The organism is Denitrificimonas caeni DSM 24390, from assembly GCF_000421765.1.
Lineage (GTDB): Bacteria > Pseudomonadota > Gammaproteobacteria > Pseudomonadales > Pseudomonadaceae > Denitrificimonas > Denitrificimonas caeni.
The window spans coordinates 163920-185106 of sequence record NZ_ATXQ01000002.1; the positions used below are offsets into that span (position 1 = coordinate 163920).

At 50.9% G+C, this 21187-nt stretch carries 15 protein-coding genes; 6 read left to right on the plus strand and 9 right to left on the minus strand.

Features of this window, described 5'->3' with window-relative positions; all coding sequences use genetic code 11:
- Positions 1 to 106 precede the first annotated feature (106 nt).
- From H591_RS0103690 to dapF, 3 genes are all read right to left on the minus strand, one after another.
- Positions 107 to 976 carry a hypothetical protein gene (locus H591_RS0103690; protein WP_156853120.1) on the minus strand — a complete coding sequence of 290 codons (870 nt, stop codon included), beginning with the start codon at positions 974 to 976 and terminating at the stop codon, positions 107 to 109.
- Between the two features lie 128 nt (positions 977 to 1104).
- Positions 1105 to 1902, minus strand: a complete 798-nt coding sequence (locus H591_RS0103695; RefSeq protein WP_022965600.1) for an alpha/beta hydrolase — start codon at positions 1900 to 1902, stop codon at positions 1105 to 1107.
- Between the two features lie 314 nt (positions 1903 to 2216).
- A complete protein-coding gene (dapF, locus tag H591_RS0103700; protein WP_022965601.1) occupies positions 2217 to 3068 on the minus strand; it encodes a diaminopimelate epimerase in 852 nt (283 codons plus the stop codon).
- Positions 3069 to 3412: 344 nt separating this feature from the next.
- On the opposite strand from dapF, the gene H591_RS0103705 reads away from it, so the two are divergent.
- The 6 genes from H591_RS0103705 (at position 3413) to H591_RS0103730 (ending at position 9656) form a co-directional block, all read left to right on the plus strand.
- Positions 3413 to 3751: a P-II family nitrogen regulator gene (locus H591_RS0103705; RefSeq protein ID WP_022965602.1), complete on the plus strand. Its 339-nt coding sequence runs from the start codon at positions 3413 to 3415 to the stop codon at positions 3749 to 3751.
- Positions 3752 to 3793: 42 nt separating this feature from the next.
- The gene (gene amt, locus H591_RS0103710) at positions 3794 to 5065 is read left to right on the plus strand and encodes an ammonium transporter (protein WP_022965603.1); all 1272 of its coding nucleotides are present in this window, start codon (positions 3794 to 3796) and stop codon (positions 5063 to 5065) included.
- Between the two features lie 94 nt (positions 5066 to 5159).
- The gene (gene nirB / locus H591_RS14770) at positions 5160 to 7697 is read left to right on the plus strand and encodes a nitrite reductase large subunit NirB (RefSeq protein ID WP_022965604.1); all 2538 of its coding nucleotides are present in this window, start codon (positions 5160 to 5162) and stop codon (positions 7695 to 7697) included.
- 22 nt (positions 7698 to 7719) lie between these two features.
- A complete protein-coding gene (gene nirD, locus H591_RS14775) occupies positions 7720 to 8085 on the plus strand; it encodes a nitrite reductase small subunit NirD (RefSeq protein ID WP_051145784.1) in 366 nt (121 codons plus the stop codon).
- Positions 8086 to 8127: 42 nt separating this feature from the next.
- Positions 8128 to 8937 (plus strand): formate/nitrite transporter family protein, encoded by an 810-nt coding sequence (locus tag H591_RS0103725; RefSeq protein ID WP_022965606.1) that lies wholly within the window; start codon positions 8128 to 8130, stop codon positions 8935 to 8937.
- 14 nt (positions 8938 to 8951) lie between these two features.
- The gene (locus H591_RS0103730; RefSeq protein WP_022965607.1) at positions 8952 to 9656 is read left to right on the plus strand and encodes a type 1 glutamine amidotransferase; all 705 of its coding nucleotides are present in this window, start codon (positions 8952 to 8954) and stop codon (positions 9654 to 9656) included.
- Positions 9657 to 9680: 24 nt separating this feature from the next.
- Here H591_RS0103730 and H591_RS0103735 read toward each other — a convergent pair whose 3' ends face one another.
- The 6 genes from H591_RS0103735 to glnL form a co-directional block, all read right to left on the minus strand.
- Positions 9681 to 10943 (minus strand): diaminopimelate decarboxylase family protein, encoded by a 1263-nt coding sequence (locus H591_RS0103735; protein ID WP_022965608.1) that lies wholly within the window; start codon positions 10941 to 10943, stop codon positions 9681 to 9683.
- 12 nt (positions 10944 to 10955) lie between these two features.
- Positions 10956 to 12194, minus strand: a complete 1239-nt coding sequence (locus tag H591_RS0103740) for an LL-diaminopimelate aminotransferase (RefSeq protein WP_022965609.1) — start codon at positions 12192 to 12194, stop codon at positions 10956 to 10958.
- A gap of 21 nt (positions 12195 to 12215) precedes the next feature.
- A complete protein-coding gene (locus tag H591_RS0103745; RefSeq protein WP_022965610.1) occupies positions 12216 to 13682 on the minus strand; it encodes a glutamate synthase subunit beta in 1467 nt (488 codons plus the stop codon).
- A gap of 12 nt (positions 13683 to 13694) precedes the next feature.
- Positions 13695 to 18422, minus strand: a complete 4728-nt coding sequence (locus tag H591_RS14780) for a glutamate synthase-related protein (protein ID WP_022965611.1) — start codon at positions 18420 to 18422, stop codon at positions 13695 to 13697.
- Between the two features lie 209 nt (positions 18423 to 18631).
- Entirely contained in the window at positions 18632 to 20050 is a 1419-nt protein-coding gene (glnG, locus tag H591_RS0103755) for a nitrogen regulation protein NR(I) (protein ID WP_022965612.1), read from the minus strand.
- Positions 20047 to 21153: a nitrogen regulation protein NR(II) gene (gene glnL, locus H591_RS0103760; protein ID WP_022965613.1), complete on the minus strand. Its 1107-nt coding sequence runs from the start codon at positions 21151 to 21153 to the stop codon at positions 20047 to 20049. Before glnL ends, glnG begins: the two co-directional genes overlap by 4 nt.
- Positions 21154 to 21187 lie beyond the last annotated feature (34 nt).

Genomic DNA, 21187 nt, shown 5'->3' on the forward strand with positions numbered 1-21187 from the left:
TTCAGTCAACTTGTAGCCATCGGGGTATCAAATAAAGAACCGCTTTCGCCGCTTTGAGCAATACAAATGCTAGTCCAATCCTAATAAAAACCTTATCAATCGGGCGTCAAATATTGACCGAAACTATATTGCCAGGGGTAATCCCGCCAAGCATGTTGCCTGCCATGTTGGTTGCGATGCTCTCTGTTTCGCTTAATAAATTGTTGATCTTTTCCAATTCCTTACGGGACTCTGAGTCATTCCAGCCCAGACTTTTCACCATTCCAACAAGTGATTTCAATAAGCTTAAAGCCTCTTTAATCGACTCCGCATCTTGACGACGCTGGTTAGCATTGCTGTTATTTTGATTATGCAGATAAAAACTAAGGGAACTGGCTTCGCGCTCTGCTTGCGCTTTAACTTCTGCATCGCTAGCAGACTCTTCAGAAGCCTCTGTTTCATTGGTTGAGTCTGCTTGCAAGTCCTCCTCATGTTCAGTTTTATACTCATCCTCAACTCGTATGCTACTGGTCAAAAGATCACCTTCTGCCGCCAGCGCTACCTGCCCCGCTCCATCATCTTGAGAGTCTTGAGAAGCATCCGAACTATCCGAAGCTGCTACTGTCGGGGAGTTACCACTGAGTTCTTTAGCCACCTGGCCAAGCTCTTTCGCTAATGCTCGTATCTCGCGTAATACGCCTTTAGAGGCCAGCCCAGAAGAAACTAACATTTTGAGCATTTTAATGCGCTCTTTGACCTGCTCTAATCGCTGTCGCGCAGCTGCTTTGCGAGACTCGCTGACCGTATTCAACTTGTTCAGCATGTCCCGTGATGCTTGTCGCATGACTTTCATACGCTGGGTAAGAATGTCGCCTACTGAGGATACGCGCTCCTCTTTTTCTGCAGCACTTGCTTGCATCGGCAATATGTCAGATGCCGAAACTGCACGAGAAATAGGTCGTATCATAGTATTTGATGAAGAAATAGTTAGCGTCATCGAAAAGTTCCTAAGCTGAACTAATCTATCGGCTATACATAAAGATAACTTTAGTTTGGGAGCCTAATTGGAAGCACTACACATTGCACAGTGCTTGATCCGCTATACAGCTCAAGCTCTCACTTTTTTCATGCAGTCTCAGTTGCCAACCACTGGAAAATCTCAGTGCGAATCTGTGGGAAAAACTTGCCGCCCACCGTCCAGTGACAGCAATTGGGAATTTCCACCAGCTGACCACGCGCACCAAAGCGTTGGGCAATGCTGCGCTGCACACTAATAGGCGTAATTCGATCAGCAGTACCGCCCACAATTAACACTGGGCACTGAACCTGCGTTGCATTAACGTAGGCCGCCGAGCGACGCCCTAACAACAAGCCCATACTAATTTGCCAGGTTGCCATACCCGACTCATAGGTACTGTTAGCATAAATGTCCTGCTGCACGGCTGCGCTTTGCGTATTAGCAATCCCGTAGCGAATATTTTCAAGTTTGACTTCAGTAATGCTGCGCCACAGTGGAAAACGCAAGATATTGCTGCCTAAGGTTCTGATGGCCGACAAACTTAAGCCGTTGATACCCGCAGGCGCTGCAGATGACAGCAGAATCAGGCGCTGACAAGGCACTTGTGCGGCAGCCAACTGGACCAGCAATCCGCCCATTGAATGCCCGACCAAAATTGGCGGCGAACTCTGACGTTTAACCTGCTCAACGATATAGGCCACATAATCTTGCAGCCCTGTTTGCGCCAGCTTTTCTTTACTGGCCGCAGTGTGCTCAGTCTTAGAACAGTGATATGGCAAACACAAGGATTCAGTCACATAACCCTGCTCAACAAAGGCATCATGCACCTCTTGCAGCGCATCCTGATTGCTCCACATACCGTGAACAAGCAGTACGGGGGGCTTTTCGTTAGGGCTATGGTTCATGTTTATTTTTATCCTTGTCGTAGTACACGTTAATTGTTCAACAGCATTGAGCAGCTGGCATCACTGTATTTGCTGACTTCTGCGAGACATTTTATAAACCAACATCATAGCCCCTAGGAAGCCCTCTGGATTATCAGGCTTTCAAGCTTGATCATGCCTGTTTTACTCAGATATTTCTCAAACATATGAAAGCAGCGTCTAATTGCCTGGGTAATTCATAAGCGCAAGAAGTCGTTTTAAAATAACGCAAGTCAATCAGCCCGAATATTCAAAGATTCAGTGCTTTTTAAATTAAACTTATGACTACATTTCGCTCACAAACTCGCAACCCACTGTCCTTCATACAGCTTACTGGCGGAGCCTTGCATCATGACTGGCGCAGTGTCTCCAGCCCATTCGATGAGTAACGTGCCACCGGTGAGCAGCACCTGAACTTTAGCGTCCAACCAACCGGCGCGAATGCCCGCCACGACCGCAGCACAGGCGCCGCTACCACAAGCTAGAGTTTCACCGGTGCCGCGTTCATACACGCGAAGCTTGATGACATCGCGCGCCAGCACCTGCATAAAGCCCACGTTGACCTTGGCTGGAAAGCGCGGATGCATTTCTAGCAATGAACCCAAACGCTGCACTGCGGCCTGTTCAATGCAAGGTACAGCAAGCACTGCATGGGGATTGCCCATATTAACCACGGCAAGTTTTACTGTTTCCCCTGCGACATCCACTGCATAAAAGTCAGCATCAGCAGCGGCGATAAAAGGAATATCTGCCGGTCGTGTTTTGGGAACGCCCATGTTTACGCGCACCAGCCCGGCATTATTGATGGTTAGCTCGATGACACCCGCTCGCGTCGCCACACGTAGAGGGTTTTTCGTAGTCAGGCCTTTATCGTGAACATACAGTGCAAAGCAACGTGCACCGTTACCGCACTGTTCAACCTCGCTGCCATCAGCATTAAAAATGCGATAGTTAAAATCCACATCGGCTTGCTGCGCAGCCTCCACTAACAAGAGCTGATCAAAACCTACGCCAAAGTGTCGGTCGGCCAATCCTCGTATCTGCTCAGGTGTTAATGAGATCGGCGCGCGCGTGGCGTCCAGCACCATAAAATCATTACCGAGGCCGTGCATTTTGGTAAAGGCTAAAGGTGTCGAAATAAACTTCATGCTTAAAGCTCCGCAGTATAGAGAGGAGTCTTTAGCGAATACTGTGCCAATCTTGAATAAGACGCCAAGCCTTATAAATCAAGGCAATGTCAGCACAGCAGAATCAAGTTATGCCCTAAAAAACAGCAACTGCACTCAAAAAGCACATTCTAAAAGCGCAACCGTCAGCAGATAAAAACTGCGCACCCTTTTAGTGCTGCAGCCTAGAAAGCTCACCATTTAAAGCCATAAAACCCTCTAAAATAATCACAAAAAACATCTAACACATTGAAATATAAGTATTTTTAAAAAATGGCACGCGCATTGCTATTTCTTCATTAACTCTCTCAATGAAGGACAGCAAGATGAAACTCATTTCAGCCATCATCAAACACTTCAAGCTCGACGATGTACGTGAGGCCATTTCTGAGATCGGCGTAAAAGGCATCACCGTCACCGAAGTCAAAGGTTTTGGTCGGCAAAAAGGCCATACCGAACTGTATCGCGGCGCTGAGTACGTGGTGGATTTTCTCCCCAAGCTCAAGCTCGAAGTGGCCGTCAGCGACGACAACCTGCATCGAGTCATTGACGCCATCATTAAAGCCGCACATACCGGTTCCATTGGCGACGGCAAAATTTTCGTGACCGATTTAGAACACGTCGTGCGCATCCGTACCGGCGAAACAGGTGCAGAAGCTCTGTAACTCTCCACTGCCCGACAACTGAATGTGTCTAAGGAGACCATGATGGAAAACAATTTGTTTGCTTTGCAGTATGCACTCGACACCTTTTACTTCTTAATCGCCGGAGCCTTGGTGATGTTGATGGCGGCAGGCTTTGCCATGCTCGAAGCAGGCTTAGTGCGCGCTAAAAACACCACAGAAATTCTGACTAAAAATATCGTGTTGTACGCCCTCGCTTGTACCTTGTACTTAGCCGTGGGTTATCAACTGATGTATGGCGGCGGCTACTTTCTGTCCGGCATTACCACGCTGGATGCTGAAGCGGTGCTGAGACAATTTTCAGTACGTGAAGAGGGTTTTAGCGGCGCGGCAATTTACTCACCAGCCGCTGACTTTTTCTTTCAAGCGGTATTTGTCGCCACCTGTATGTCGATTGTCTCCGGTGCGATTGCTGAACGCATGAAGCTCTGGGTATTTTTGCTCTTTGCTGTGCTCATGACTGGCTTGATTTATCCAATCAGCGGAAGTTGGGGCTGGGGTGGTCAAGCGGTGTTTGGCTTGTACTCACTCTCCGAAGATTTCGCTTTTAAAGACTTTGCCGGCTCAGGTCTGGTGCACTTAGTCGGTGCCAGTGCTGCCCTGGCTGGGGTGATGCTGCTTGGTCCGCGTTTGGGTAAATATGGCGAGCGCGGTGAAACACGCGCCATCCCTGGCGCTAACTTACCCTTGGCAACACTCGGTACCTTTCTTTTGTGGTTCGGCTGGTTCGGCTTTAACGGTGGATCGGTGCTGAAGCTGGGCGATATCAACAGCGCGCACTCAGTGGCTGTGGTGTTTCTCAACACTAATGCTGCCGCCGCCGGTGGTTTGCTGGGTGCGATGCTGATCAGTTACCTAAAGTATCGCAAAGCCGATCTGACCATGATTCTCAACGGTGCCTTAGCCGGTTTAGTCGCCATTACTGCCAGCCCTGATACCCCGACGCCAGTACTGGCGGTACTGATTGGCTTGGCCGCTGGTGCTCTGGTGGTGTTCTCCATCTTATTAATGGACAAACTCCAGCTGGATGACCCTGTTGGTGCTATTTCCGTGCACGGTGTAGCAGGTTTATTGGGTCTTTTAGTGGTGCCATTAAGCGCTCCTGGCACGACCTTCCTCGGCCAATTGGTCGGGGCGGCAACCCTCTTCGCTTGGGCCTTTGTCGCCTCGTTAATCGTCTGGTGGTTGCTGAGAAGATTCTTTGGTCTACGTATCAGCCCACACGACGAGTATCAAGGCGCTGACATTAGCGAATGCGGTATGGAAGCCTACCCAGAGTTCACCAATCGAGGCTAACCCATAGCGCACACCGTCATGGCTGGAGACGCATGACGGTACGTCAAGTAGACATTGCAAAAAATCATACAAGCCAGCCGCAACAGGAGATCCTATGAACAAGCTGAATTTAGTGGTCATTGGCAATGGCATGGTGGGTCACCATTTTTTAGAACAACTGGCAGCCAGTTCTAAAGCTCATGCGTTCCAAGTGACGGTCATCGGCGAAGAAAACTATTGTGCTTATGACCGAGTACATCTGTCTGAGTATTTCCAAGGGAAAAGTAGCGACGAGCTCGCCTTAGGCAGTGCAAAGCAATATAAAGATTGGGGCTTTAAGCTGCATTTAGGGGTAAAAGCCACCGCCATCGAGCCGTGTTCACGCAAAGTACAGCTCGACGATGGTACCGAGCTCAGCTATGACAAATTGATCTTAGCAACCGGCTCATACCCTTTTGTGCCGCCGATTGAGGGCAGCACGCTTGAGCACTGTTTTACCTATCGTACCCTTACTGATCTAGATGCTATTCGCAGCAGCGCCAACGCCGCCAATACCGGCGTCGTCATTGGTGGTGGTTTATTGGGATTGGAAGCGGCCAAAGCCCTGCGTGATTTGGACCTAGACACTTTTGTTGTTGAACACTCGCCGCGTTTAATGAATGCGCAAATTGACCAAGAAGGCGGCGAACTGCTGCAAGAAAAGATTGAAGCTTTAGGCGTTCAAGTACTCACCCAGCGTGCCGCTGTGCGTGTAACTGAAGGGCTCGGAGCGCGGTTATGCGTGGAGTTTGCCGACGGTAAAAAGCTAGAAACCGATTTAATTGTGTTTTCTGCCGGTATTCGTCCGCGCGATGAACTGCCCCGAGCTGCTGGCTTACTGCTGGGCGAGCGCGGTGGCGTGGCAGTGGACAATTACTGTCAAAGCAGCGACCCGCAGATTCTCGCGATTGGCGAAGCCGCAGCTTGGAGTAACTGTTGTTTTGGCTTGGTCGCTCCAGGTTATCAAATGGCCAAAGTAGCTCTGGCTAACTTAATCGGAGAAGAGTTGGCGTTTACCGGTGCTGATATGAGCACCAAGTTAAAACTGTTAGGTGTTGATGTCGGTGCAATTGGCGACACTCAAGGCAATCAAAACGTAGGAACCAAGATCTACCGTTACCTTGATCAAATCAGCCAGCACTATCGCAAGATGGTGGTATCCGCCGATGGGCAACGTTTGCTGGGTGCTATTTTGGTGGGCGACAACAGCTATTACGACACTTTAATGCAGTATTACCGCAATGGTTTGGATCTGCCGGCTCACCCAGAAAGCCTGATTTTGCCAAGCCAGTCTGGTAGCACACCTTTGCTCGGTATGGCCGCTTTACCAGACAGCGCGATTATTTGCTCCTGCCACAATGTCAGCAAAGGCGACATCGTGGATTGCTTGCAAGGTGGCTGTGCATCCGTGGCTGAAGTCATCGAACTCTCGCGCGCCAGCACTGGTTGTGGCGGTTGTAGCAGCCAGCTGAAAAGCCTAGTAGAGCAGCAAATGGCTGCGATGGGCATGGCCGTGAGTAGCGCATTGTGTGAACACTTTGCCTACACTCGGCAAGAGCTGGAACACATGATTCGCACCGAAAGCATCCTGAATTTTAACCAACTGCTAGAACGTCATGGTCAGGGTATGGGCTGCGATATTTGCAAGCCGACAGCCGCCAATATTTTTGCCTCGGTGCAGAACGACTTTGTCCTCTCTGCCGATCACCTCGGCCTGCAAGACACTAACGATGCTTTCTTGGCCAATATGCAAAAAGACGGCACATATTCTGTGGTGCCACGCATCGCCGGGGGTGAGATCACTCCGGAGATGCTCATTCTCCTGGGCAAAGTGGCGCGTGACTTTGGTCTTTACAGCAAAATCACTGGTGGCCAACGCATTGACCTGTTCGGTGCTGAACTCAGCCAACTGCCAGCCATCTGGCAACGTTTGATAGAAGCAGGCTTTGAAACAGGGCAAGCCTACGGCAAATCCGTACGCACAGTGAAAAGCTGCGTGGGCAGTGCTTGGTGTCGTTATGGCGTGCAAGACAGTGTGCGCTTGGCCATTGATTTAGAGAATCGCTACAAGGGCATTCGCGCGCCGCACAAACTTAAATTTGCCGTCAGTGGTTGTACCCGTGAATGTGCTGAAGCGCAGTCCAAAGACTTTGGCGTCATCGCTACAGAAAAAGGCTGGAACCTGTATGTCGCTGGCAATGGTGGAATGCGCCCACGTCATGCGGATCTGTTTGCGCAGGATTTAGACACCGATAGTTTAATTCGCACCATCGACCGCATCATGATTTTCTACATCCGCACCGCTGGACGTTTAGAACGCACCGCACGCTGGTTAGAGAGCCTTGAAGGTGGCTTGGAGTATTTACAGAAAGTCATTTTGCACGACTCGCTCGGTTTAAATGCTGACCTTGACCAGCAAATGGCGCACTTAGTGGCCAGTTATCAATGCGAATGGCAAACCACACTGAATAACCCAGAAAGCCTAAAACGCTTCCGGCAGACCATTAACAGTGCTGGAGACGACCCACAATTACTCTATGTCTCAGAACGAGGACAAAAACGCCCCGCGAATGCGCAGGAGCGTGCGCAGCACATCCCTCTTGTTAGCGTGTAAATCTAAGCCTTTGGAGGCCGCCATGACAGAACAACAGACGTGGATAACCGTAGGCCAACGCAGCGACTTAATCGATGGTGCCGGCGTTGGAGCACAAGTCGACAGCGATCAAGTCGCGCTGTTTTACTTAAAAAAACATAACCAACTGTTTGCTGTGGGCAACCTCTGCCCTTTTAACGACCTGAACATTATTGCCCGCGGCATCATCGGCGATATCAAAGGCGAACCTGTCGTCGCCAGCCCACTGCATAAAGAGCACTTCTCGTTACGCGATGGCCATTGCCTTGAGCAACCCGAAGTACGTTTACCGGTATGGCAGGTTCGCTTAGAAGGGGATGTCTTACAGGTTATGCGCCCTGCAACACAAGCAACCAGCACTTCGTTTTAATGATCGTTTTCTGATGCTTCTCTAGATTATCAAGGGGTTTATATGTCTTACGTTATACCGAGTGAATTTGCCAAAAAAATGGTCGATTCAGGTGAAGCCAAGTTGCACATGTCGCGCCGCGATGTACTGATTCGCTCTTGCATGGCCGGTGCTATTTTGGCTCTGTCTGCGGCCTTTGCAGTCACAGTCGCGCTGCAAACCGGCTCGCACTTACTGGCCTCTGTGCTATTCCCAGTTGGTTTTATCATGCTCTATTTAATGGGTTTTGATCTGCTAACAGGCGTGCTTATGTTAACACCTTTGGCATGGCTGGATCGTCGACCAGGTGTCACTCCGGGGGTGGTACTGCGCCACTGGGGCTGGGTGTTTTTAGGCAATTTTAGCGGAGCGCTACTGGTGGCCTTGCTGTTGTCCTTCACCTTTACCATGGGTTTTGCGACCGAACCGGGCGCTATTGCTGCCAAACTGGCCTCGATTGGTGAGTCGCGTACGCTAGGTTATGCCGAGTACGGTGCCAGTGGCTGGGTAACTATTTTCATTCGCGGCATGCTGTGCAACTGGATGGTTTCAATGGGTGTGGTAGGTGCCATGCTCTCCACCAACGTCAGCGGTAAGGCAATTGCCATGTGGATGCCTGTAATGCTGTTCTTTTACATGGGCTTTGAGCACTCGGTGGTCAATATGTTCTTATTTCCCACGGCGATGTTGATGGGTGGCGACTTCTCCGTAATGGACTATTTGCTCTGGAATGAAATCCCTACCGTATTGGGCAACCTCGCTGGCGGCCTGTTGTTTACCGGTCTAGCGCTATACACAACGCATGTACGTACTGCACCACAACGCGTCTTATAAGCTAAGGAGTCACCATGCATATCCAAGTCTTTCAGCATGTATCCTTTGAAGGGCTTGGATACATTGAGCACTACCTTAATCAAGCACAGCATCAGATCAGCTATAGCAAATTTTTCGCTAGCCCTTGCCTGCCTTCCCTTGAACACATAGATGCCCTGCTTATTATGGGCGGCCCAATGAGTGTGCATGATCACGCTGAGCACCCTTGGCTGCGTGATGAAATTGAGTTTATTCGCCGCTTTGCCGCCACCGGTAAGCCCATGCTGGGTATTTGTCTCGGCGCGCAGCTCATCGCCAATGCTTTGGCGGCAGATGTATACGCCAACCCAGAAAAAGAAATCGGCTGGCACCCGATCAGTACTAGCAAGCATGGCAAGGATCAGGTGTTTCAATTCCCCAGTTGCATTGAAGTGTTTCACTGGCACGGAGAAACCTTTAGCTTGCCGCAGGGAGCCATTTGTTTAGCGCACAGTCAAGGCTGTGCTCAGCAGGCATTTCAGCTCGGGCGACATATTATTGGTTTGCAGTTTCACTTAGAAGCCACTCAAAAAACGGCCAAAGCGCTCGTCAGCCACTGCCAAGCTGAACTGGTCAAAGGACGCTATATCCAAAGCGCCGACGAAATAATGGCCGCAGCACCTGAGCGTTATATGGCGATCAATCAGTTGATGAGTGAGGTATTGGACTACTTGCTTGCCCCTGAATCATGTCAGCCATGACTCAAGGGTTGGCCAAGCCGTGTTTTACTTAGACGACCACGTCTTAGCGGCAAAATCTAAGGTGGCAAAGTAATCGGCCAGTGTTTCGGCACGGCGAATCAACTCAACACTGCCATCGGCTCTAAGCAACAACTCTTGCGGACGCAGCTTACCATTGTAATTAAAGCCCATCGCCTGACCGTGTGCGCCAGTGTCTTGAATAATCAACAAGTCACCATCAACGATCGCTGGCAGCGCGCGTTGGATAGCAAACTTATCGTTGTTTTCACAGAGCGAACCCACTACATCGACGACCTCATCGTCAGCGCTGGAGGTTTTACCAAGCACATCAATATGGTGATAAGCGTTGTACATGCCGGGACGCATTAACGCTGACATGCAAGCATCGACACCCACATAAGTGCGATAAATCTCTTTACGGTTAATTGCCTCAGTCACCAACACACCATGTGGGCCGGTGATATAGCGGCCACTTTCCATATACACCTTGGGCTGGTAGCCATGCTGCGCGGCAAATGTCTGCAATAGCGTTGCGGTTTCGCGGCCTAACAACTCAATATCAAAAGCTGTTTCTTCTGGGCGGTAGGGAATACCCAAGCCACCGCCGATATTAATAAATTCAAACTCAATATTCAGTTTTTGACCCACTTCAGCCACGAGATCTAACAACATCTGTGTGGTTTGCACCATATATGCAGGGTTGCACTCATTGGACGCCAGCATGGTGTGTAGGCCAAAGCGTTTCGCGCCACGCGCTTGTGCTTTGCTAAAGGCGGTAAATATTTGCGCGTGGGTCAAACCATATTTGGCTTCTTCTGGTACGCCAATGATGCTGTTACCGCTGCGTGCTGAGCCGGGGTTATAACGAAAACACACCAGTTCTGGCATCTCTGGGACTTTATCAATCAGGCCAATGTCATCTAAATTCAGAATACAGCCGCCCTGTTCCTGCGCCGCCACAAACTCTTCGATTGAGGTGTTATTGGAGGTGAACATAATATCCTCACCTTGACCACCGGCTTGACGCGACAGCACCAACTCGGCAATTGAGCTGCAATCAAAGCCAAAGCCCAAATCCGCCATAATCTTTAAAATACTGGGGTTGGGCAGCGCTTTCACCGCGTAGTACTCACGAAAGCCTGGGACATTGGCGAAGGCTTGTTGTAATCGATGACCGGTATCGCGAATACCCTGCTCGTCATAAATATGGAAAGGTGTGCCAAATTCAGCGGCGATACTGCGCAGTTTTGGGTACAAACGTTGACTAAAATCTGTAGAAATAGGCATCAGCAAGCCCCCTTAAAGTGGTGAATGGTGCAGCAATGCCGCTTCAATGCGTTGCATGGCCTGTTGGACTTTCTCGAAATTATTGAACGCACTGATGCGGATATGTTGTTCGCCGCAGCGACCAAAACCAGCACCGGGGGTACAAATCACCCCAGCGTTATTCAGTAAGAAATCAAAGAATGTCCAGGCATCTTGCTTAACCTCGATCCAAATGTACGGCGAGTTATCACCGCCGCTGCATGCAAAGCCCATGCGCTGAAAGGCTTGACGAATGTACGCTGCATTTTTTAGGTAGTACTCAATCAGCTCGGCCACTTGCGCTTTACCGGCGGGGCTATAGACCGCTTCTGCTGCGCGCTGGACCGGGTAAGACACACCATTGAACTTGGTGGTATGTCGACGCATCCATAAGTCACGCACCGAGACTGCAACGCCTGCTGCGGTGTAAGCAGTACAGGCTTTAGGCACCACCGTATAAGCACAGCGCACACCAGTGAAACCTGCGGTTTTCGAGAAGCTTCTAAACTCAATCGCGACTTTTTCAGCACCTTCGATTTCATAAATGGAATGCGCTACATCCTCATCCTGAATAAAGGCCTCGTAGGCGGCATCGAATAAAATCAGCGCTTGCTGCTCAAGCGCATATTCAACCCAAAGGCGCAGCTGATCACGGGTGATACTCGCTCCGGTGGGGTTATTGGGGAAACACAGATAGATCAAATCCACCGGCTCGCTCGGTAGTTCAGGGATGTAATTGTTTTCAGCCGTGCACTCAAGATAGACCAAACCCTGATAACGCCCTGCTTGGCTCGCGCCGGTGCGTCCGGCCATCACATTGGTATCGACGTAGACCGGATACACCGGATCAGGAATGGCTAAGCGTAAATCTTGCGCAAACAGTTCTTGAATGTTGCCGGTATCGCACTTAGCACCGTCGCTGACAAAAATCTCATCGGCATTGATGTTGGCGCCGCGCGCTTGAAAATCATGCTCAGCAATGGCTTGGCGTAAAAAATCATAACCTTGTTCAGGGCCGTAGCCGCGAAAGGTCTGACTCTCAGCCAGCTCATCAACCGCTTTGTGCATGGCTTGCACACAGGCGTCAGGTAACGGCAGGGTGACATCGCCAATGCCTAAGCGGATTAATTCACGCTCAGGGTGTTGTTGTTGAAAAGCCTGGATGCGCTGGTTAATTTCAGCAAACAAATAGCTGTTTTGCAGTTTTTGGTAGTGCTCATTAATACGAATCATAATGACCTTATCGAGGTAGAGTTAACGCGGCAACGTGCTGCTGCCCATTAAGAATTGATCCACGGCTCGCGCTGCTTGGCGACCTTCACGAATCGCCCACACCACCAGCGATTGACCACGGCGCATATCACCAGCGCTGAACACTTTCGTCACATTAGTGGCATAGCCGCCTTGGGCATCCACACTGGCTTTAGCATTGCCACGGCCATCCAACTCCACACCAAAGCCTTCTAGAAGGGTGGCCACAGGACTGGCAAAGCCCATGGCTAACAGCACCAAATCAGCGGGCCAAAATTGTTCACTGCCTGCCACTTCGACAAAAGCGCCCTGCTGCATCTCCACGCGGACGGTTTTCAGGCCAGTTAATTTGCCGTTGCTGCCAACAAACTCTTTGGTGGCAATCGCAAACTCTCGTTCACAGCCTTCTTGATGACTTGACGAAGTGCGCAATTTGTAAGGCCAGTACGGCCACGTCAGCGGCTTGTTTTCTTGCTCTGGCGGGCGCGCCATCACTTCAAATTGCACTACGCTGGCGGCGCCTTGACGGTTGGAGGTACCCACGCAATCCGAGCCGGTATCACCGCCACCAATCACAATGACCTGCTTACCTTCAGCGCGCAGCTGCTCAGGCATCGCAACGCCAGCATTGACGCGGTTTTGCTGCGGCAAAAACTCCATGGCGAAATGCACGCCATCCAACTCACGCCCCGGCACCGGTAAATCACGTGATTGTTCGGCACCACCGGTGAGTAATACTGCGTCGAAGTCCTGCAGCAGGCTGCTCGGGCTAACACTCTGCGTAGCCCAGTTGGTCACTTTGCTATCGGCAGGTAAATCGCCGATCAAGGTGTTGGTGCGAATCTCGACGCCTTCAGCCAGTAATTGCTCAACGCGGCGATCGATATGCACTTTTTCCAGTTTGAAATCAGGAATACCAAAACGCAGCAAACCACCCACTTGATCATTTTTTTCAAACAGGGTGACACTGTGCCCGACCCGCGCCAATTGCTGCGCAGCCGCCAGACCTGCAGGACCAGAGCCCACCACCGCAACTGTTTTCCCTGTCTTGTGGCTGGCTATTTGTGGCTGTATCCAGCCTTCGGCATAGGCGCGATCAACAATGGCATGCTCGATGGACTTAATGCCGACCGGCTGTGCATTAATATTTAAAGTACAGGCCGCTTCACAAGGTGCAGGACACACACGTCCGGTAAACTCGGGGAAGTTATTGGTCGAGTGCAAGACCTTGCTGGCGTTGTGCCAATCATCGCGATACACCAAGTCATTAAAGTCCGGAATAATATTATTCACCGGACAAGCACTGTGACAAAAGGGTGTGCCGCAATCCATACAACGTGCACTTTGTTGGTGCGCTTGTGCTGGGGTCAAACCGTGCACAAACTCGTGGTAATTTTTTAGACGTAATTCAACTGCGTCGTATTCTTCTTCGATACGTTGAAACTCTATAAATCCAGTAGCTTTTGACATTGATTATTCCTCCTAGCAACTTACACTGGCGATGACAGGCGCAGCGGCCTGCGCAGCAGCATTGATCTGTTCCAGCGCGCGACGGTATTCATGCGGGAATACTTTGATAAAGCGCTTTTTGGCTGTCGCCCAATTGGCCAGTAGTTCTTCTGCACGTAACGAGCCAGTCAAATGCAAATGTTCTTCAAGCAAACCCTTTAATAAGGTTTCATCCGCTGTTTGCGCATGCAATGGGATACCAGCAGCCGCTTGCGCAGTAGGATCCAGCAGCGGTTCTAGGCCGACTTGTTCGGTGTTACAACGCAGGGCAAATTGACCGTCTTGGTCATATACAAAAGCCACGCCACCCGACATCCCCGCAGCAAAGTTACGCCCGGTTTGCCCAAGCACGACGACGGTGCCACCGGTCATGTATTCACAACCATGATCACCCACACCTTCCACCACAGTGCTCGCGCCGGATAGGCGTACCGCAAAGCGCTCGCCGGCCACGCCACTAAAGAAAGCTGAGCCTGAGGTGGCGCCATACAACACGGTATTACCGACAATGATGTTGTCGCTCGACATACCTTTAAAGTCGCGGCTTGGACGCACAATCAAGCGCCCGCCGGACAAGCCTTTACCACTGTAGTCATTGGCTTCGCCGACTAGATCAAAGGTAATCCCTTGAGCAAGGAAGGCAGCAAAACTCTGACCGCCCGTACCAGTGCAATGCACATGGATACTGTCATCGGCTAAACCATCAGGGTGATGTTTAATCAGCGCACCCGACAGCATCGCGCCGACCGTACGGTTAGTGTTTCTCACCTGAGTTTCAATGCGCACAGGCTTACCATGTAGCAAAGCCGCCTGCGCCTGAGCGATCAACTGCTGATCAAGTGCATGTTCCAGACCATGTTCTTGCTGACTGCTGTGTAAACGTGGCACTTCTGCAGGCGCCGTAGGCAAGGCAAATACACGGCTAAAATCTAAGCCTTGCGCTTTCCAATGCTCAACGCCTTGGCGCATGTCGAGTAAGTCGGTACGGCCAATCAGCTCGTCGAAGCGACGCACACCGAGTTGCGCCATGATCTGCCGCACTTCTTCGGCAATAAAGAAGAAGAAATTGACCACATCTTCAGGCTTGCCAGAAAACTTCTTACGCAGTTCAGGGTCTTGCGTGGCAATGCCCACAGGACAGGTATTGAGGTGACATTTGCGCATCATAATGCAGCCTGAAGCAACCAAAGGCGCGGTAGCAAAACCAAACTCATCGGCACCCAATAAGGCTCCCATCACCACATCGCGGCCAGTTTTCATCTGACCATCGGCTTGGATCCGTACTCGCCCACGCAAACGGTTCAGCACCAAGGTTTGCTGGGTTTCTGCCAGACCCAACTCCCACGGCGTGCCAGCGTGCTTAATCGAACTCCAAGACGCTGCACCGGTGCCGCCATCATGACCAGCAATAACGATGTGATCGGCTTTAGCTTTCGCCACACCAGCAGCAATGGTGCCCACGCCCACTTCTGAAACCAGCTTGACTGAAATATCAGCACTGGGATTGACGTTTTTTAAGTCGTGAATCAGCTGGGCTAAATCTTCAATGGAGTAAATATCATGGTGCGGTGGTGGCGAGATCAATCCCACGCCCGGCACTGAATGGCGCAACTTACCAATGTAGTTGGACACCTTGTTACCCGGTAACTGCCCGCCTTCGCCGGGCTTAGCACCTTGCGCCATTTTGATCTGGATTTGATCGGCGGAGACCAGATACTCCGTGGTGACGCCAAAACGTCCTGAGGCCACTTGCTTGATTTTCGAGCGCAGGCTGTCGCCTTCACGCAGAATGTAGTCAACCTCTACAGTGTCTTGACCCATCACCTCACTTAACAAGGTCCCTGCAGCAATCGCTTGGCCTTCCATTTCATTACGATAGCGCGCGTGATCTTCACCACCCTCACCGGTATTGCTCTTGCCACCAAGACGGTTCATAGCAATCGCCAGGTTCATGTGCGCTTCGGTGGAAATTGAGCCTAATGACATGGCTCCGGTGGCAAAACGCTTCACGATTTCACTGGCCGCTTCTACTTCTTCGACAGCAATGCTGCGCTCAGGTTGAAGGCGAAACTCAAACAAGCCTCGCAGCGTGGTATGACGCTTAGACTGATCATTAATGATTGCTGCATATTCAGTAAAGGTTTCATAGCGATTGCTACGGGTGCTGTGCTGTAACTTAGCAATCGCATCTGGTGTCCAGGCATGTTCTTCAGCGCCAGCACGCCAAGCAAATTCACCACCGACATCCAACTGCTGACTCGCCACTGCAGCAGGATTAAAGGCATGCTGATGACTGCGTATCGCCTCGTCAGCAATATCAAAGATACCCAGTCCACCAATTTTTGAAGGCGTGCCGGCAAAATACTTGTTCACCAGCTCTTCACTTAAACCCACCACTTCAAAAATCTGCGCACCGCAGTACGACATATAGGTACTGATGCCCATTTTCGACATGATTTTAGTTAAGCCTTTACCCACCGCCTTAACAAAATACTGTGACGCTTGCTCAGCGCTAACACCTAACTCAGGGGCAATATCGGCCAGTGTTTCTAACGCTAAATAAGGGTGAATGGCTTCAGCACCAAAACCTGCCAAGACCGCAAAATGATGCACTTCACGGGCGCTGCCGGTTTCTACCACAAGACCAACAGTGGTACGCAAACCTGCACGCACCAAATACTGATGAATAGCTGATAAGGCCAATAACACTGGAATCGCCACTTGATCACGGCTCATGTAGCGGTCGGTGATAATTAAAATATTACAGCCGGCATGAATCGCCTCTTCAGCCTCCGAGCACAGATAAGCAATCCGCGCTTCAACGCCCGCTTTGCCCCACTGGCTTGGGTAGGTGATATCAATTTCACATTTGCGAAACTTACCGCCCGTGCTCTGCTCGATATGGCGTAAACGCGCCATATCGGCGACATCTAAGATCGGTTGCGAGATTTCTAAACGCAGTGGTGGATTGCTGGCATTGATATCCAACAAGTTAGGACGCGGGCCAATAAAGGACACCAGCGACATCACCACCGCTTCACGAATCGAATCGATGGGCGGGTTGGTTACTTGCGCAAAGAGCTGACGAAAGTAATGGTACAAAGGCTTGTTGCGCGCTGACAGCACCGCTAATGGCGCATCGTTGCCCATTGAGCCAATGCCTTCTTCAGCGTTAACGGCCATCGGAGCCAATTGGTATTTAATATCTTCTTGGCTATAACCAAAGGCTTGCTGACGGACTAACAACGGCTCGGCAAAGGTCAACGGCTCAGCATCGCTGCTTAAGGTATCCAGACACATGCGCACATTATCGATCCACTGACGATAAGGTTTGGCCTGCGCATAGCGCTGCTTCAGCTCTTCATCTTCAACGATGCGGCCTTGCTCTAAGTCGATCAGGAACATTTTGCCGGGCTGTAAACGCCACTTGCGCACAATCCGCTGATCAGGAATCGGCAACACGCCAGTTTCTGAGGCCAACACCACCATGTCATCATCGGTGACAATAAAGCGCGCAGGTCGCAGACCGTTACGATCTAGGGTTGCACCAATTTGTCGACCATCGGTAAAGACCATCGCCGCAGGACCATCCCAAGGCTCGAGCATCGCCGCATGGTACTCATAAAAAGCACGACGCTGCGCATCCATCTGATTATGTTTTTCCCAGGCTTCTGGGATCATCATCATCGCTGCTTGCGCCAGCGGATAACCGGCCATCACCAGCAACTCTAAGGTGTTATCAAAGGTTGCCGTGTCAGATTGGCCATCCATGCTGATCGGATAGAGTTTTTGTAAATCATCACCGAGCACCGGCGACGACATCACCCCTTCGCGGGCACGCATCCAGTTAAAGTTACCTTTCACTGTGTTGATTTCACCGTTATGCGCCACCATGCGATAGGGGTGAGCCAGCGGCCAGGAAGGAAAGGTATTAGTGGAAAAGCGCTGATGCACTAAGGCCAAGGCTGAGACCAACTGCGGATCTTGCAAGTCGAGGTAGTACTGACCCACCTGATTTGCTAGCAATAAACCTTTATAGATCACCGTGCGGCACGACATGCTCGGCACATAGTATTCAAAGCTGTGAGTGAGGCGTAAATGAGTAATCTTGGCTGAAGCAGTTTTACGAATCAGATACAGCTTACGTTCCAGCGCATCAGACACCATGATGTCGGCACCACGGCCAATAAATACCTGACGAATCACCGGCTCACTGGCGCGCACATCCTCAGACATCGGTAAATCACGATTGACCGGCACATCACGCCAGCCCAGCAGCACTTGCTTCTCAGCGGCAATCGCCCGCTCTAACTCGCGCTCACAAGCTTGGCGTGCGGCAGCTTCTTTGGGCAAAAACACCATGCCCACGCCATAATCACCCGCTGGTGGCAGCTGCACGCCTTGCTTGGCCATCTCGGCACGGTAAAAAGCATCAGGAATTTGAATCAGTAAGCCTGCACCATCGCCCATTAATGGGTCAGCACCGACCGCGCCACGATGGTCAATATTTTCCAGAATCTTCAGCCCTTGCTGAACAATGGCGTGCGATTTAATCCCTTTAATATGCGCAACGAAGCCAACGCCACAGGCGTCATGCTCGGCATTGGCATACAGACCTGTGTCGATCGCGTGTTGAATTTCCTCTGCGCTTGCAGCTCGGACAGTTTCTGACGTTGGCGCTTGCGGCGTTACCTTAGGCATAGGAACACTCCCTATCTAAATAAAAAATAAATGCGGCGAAGCAACTAAAGTTGTCGCGCTTTACTCTCTATTCAGCAAGGATTAGGCCAATCTATAGAAACGCCCTAAACATGCGCCATACAGGCACTAAGGCTAAGATTCACCGGTCTTTTCACGGTGTTTTCGCACCAAAACCATGCAGCCACGCACCAAAGTTGTGCGCAGCGGCTTTATTCTGCGCTGTCCTCGTCGACAGCACCTTCTTGCACGCCCAGTTCATTGATTTTTCGCGTTAAGGTGTTGCGTCCCCAGCCTAACAACTCTGAGGCATCACGCCGCCGCCCGCTAGCATGGGCTAAAGCAGCTTCAATCATCACCCGCTCAAACATCGGTAGCGCACGATCCAGCAAACCTTTATCGCCCTGCTGCAAAGCCTGCTCAGCCCAACGCCGCAAAGATACTTCCCAGTCCGGAGAAGCCGCGCCTGCGGTTGTGTGATGTAACAGTTCGACCGGTAGATCGCTAACCATCACCTCGCGACTGGAGGCCATCACGGTCAACCAGCGGCAGGTATTCTCCAGCTGGCGCACATTACCTGGCCAGTCGAGTTGGCTTAAATACACTTCTGTTTCAGGCAATAACACGCGCCTTTCAGTCGCGAGTTCATCCGCCGCTTTTTGCAGAAAGTGCGCAGCTAAAGTAGCAATGTCTTCACGCCTCTCACTGAGCCTTGGCAGATGGATACGGATCACATTCAAGCGATGGTAGAGGTCTTCGCGAAACAAGCCTTGGCGCACCAGCACCTCAAGATCACGGTGGGTTGCCGCGATGATCCGCACATCCACGCGAATCGGCGTGTGCCCACCGACTCGATAAAAGGTGCCATCGGCTAACACGCGCAACAAGCGCGTTTGTGTATCCAATGGCATATCGCCAATCTCATCGAGAAACAAGGTGCCTTGATGCGCTTGTTCAAAACGCCCATGGCGCACACTGGCGGCTCCGGTAAAAGCCCCTTTCTCATGACCAAACAGCTCAGACTCAATTAAGTCCTTGGGTATCGCGGCCATATTCAGCGCAATAAAAGGCTGCTGCGCTCTAGGGCTATGTTGATGTAAAGCATTGGCCACCAACTCTTTACCAGTGCCAGACTCTCCATGAATCAACACGGTCATGTGCGAGTGCGAGAGCCTACCAATGATACGAAACACCTCCTGCATCGCCGGCGCTTCACCAATAATAGCGCTAGCAGAAGCACTGTATTCGGTGCTTGCAGCAGCGTCCTTGGAATGAGCTAAAGCGCGTCGCACTAAGGCAATCGCATCATCTAAATCAAAAGGTTTAGGCAGGTATTCAAACGCGCCACTTTGATAGGATTTAACCGCACTGTCTAAATCAGAATGCGCCGTCATCACAATCACTGGCAAATGCGCATAACGCTGATGCACTAAGGCTAACAAGGCCAAACCGTCCATACCTTGCATGCGAATATCGGTAATGATGACATCAGGTTGCGTCTCTGCCAGCTGCGCCAATGCCTCTTCACCACTGGCAAAGGTTGTGGTGGTGAAACCTGCTTGGCTTAAGGCTTTTTCCAACACCCAACGCATCGACTTATCATCATCGACAATCCAAACTTGGTCAGTCATGGCAGTACTCCTGGGTAAGGTTCAAGATGCGGGTCAACAGGGATTAAAATACGAAAAACTGTACGTCCGCGCGTGCTCTCACACTCAATCAGCCCTTCATGCTCTTGAATGATGCCTTGCGCAATCGGCAAACCCAGCCCTGTGCCTTGAGCGCGGCCAGTGACCATCGGATAAAACAGTGTTTCCAGCAACGGTCCATCAATACCCGGGCCGTTATCTTCGACTTCCACCAAACACACCAAACGATGTCGGTGCGCACCAATCGTAAACTGTCGTAACACCCGCGAACGCAAGATGATTTCAGCAGGACGCTCGCTCGGATTTTCTAATAAGGCTTGCGCAGCATTACGGACAATATTAAGCACCACTTGAATCAAGCGATCTAAATCGGCATACAACTCGGGCAGGCTGGGATCGTAATCACAGCTCAGCGTAATCGCTTCACCCACTTCTGCTTGCAAAATAAGGCGCACACGCTCTAACACTTGATGAATATTGATCCGAGTAAAATGCAAACGCTGACGCGGCCCCAGCATACGGTCGACGACATGGCTTAAGCGGTCAGTCTCGGCAATGATCACATCGGTATATTCTTGGAACTCTGGCGAGGACAGTTGCCGCGCCAGCAATTGCGCCGCTCCGCGAATGCCGCCCAGCGGATTTTTAACCTCGTGTGCTACGCCGCGCACTAAAGCACGGGTCACTTGATGGGCAGTAAATAAATTGTCTTCACGACTCAGACGCAAAACACGGTCTTGCGGGAACAACTCGACCAGTAATTGCTTGCCTGCTTGCCCAGCGCCATTGAATGGCGTGGCGGTATAATCCAAGGTAACCACCTGAGCGGTACTCGGAAAATGTAAACGTGCTTCACGGCGCGTATAGGGCTGCTGATCTAACAAAGCATTGTTGAGCGCGTCCAAGCACTCATCATCTTCCCAAAAAAACAGCGCAATCGAACGCCCAAGCAAATGCGTGCGACTGGTGGCAAAGAGCTGCTCCGCAGCAGGATTGGCGTAGCGCACAGATAAGTGCTCATCAAGCAGCAAGACCGCTGTGGAGAGTTGTTCGAGTAAGGCATTGCCTAAAACGGCTGAGTTCATAGGTGATTTACTGACAGAAAGTCTCTATAAAAAT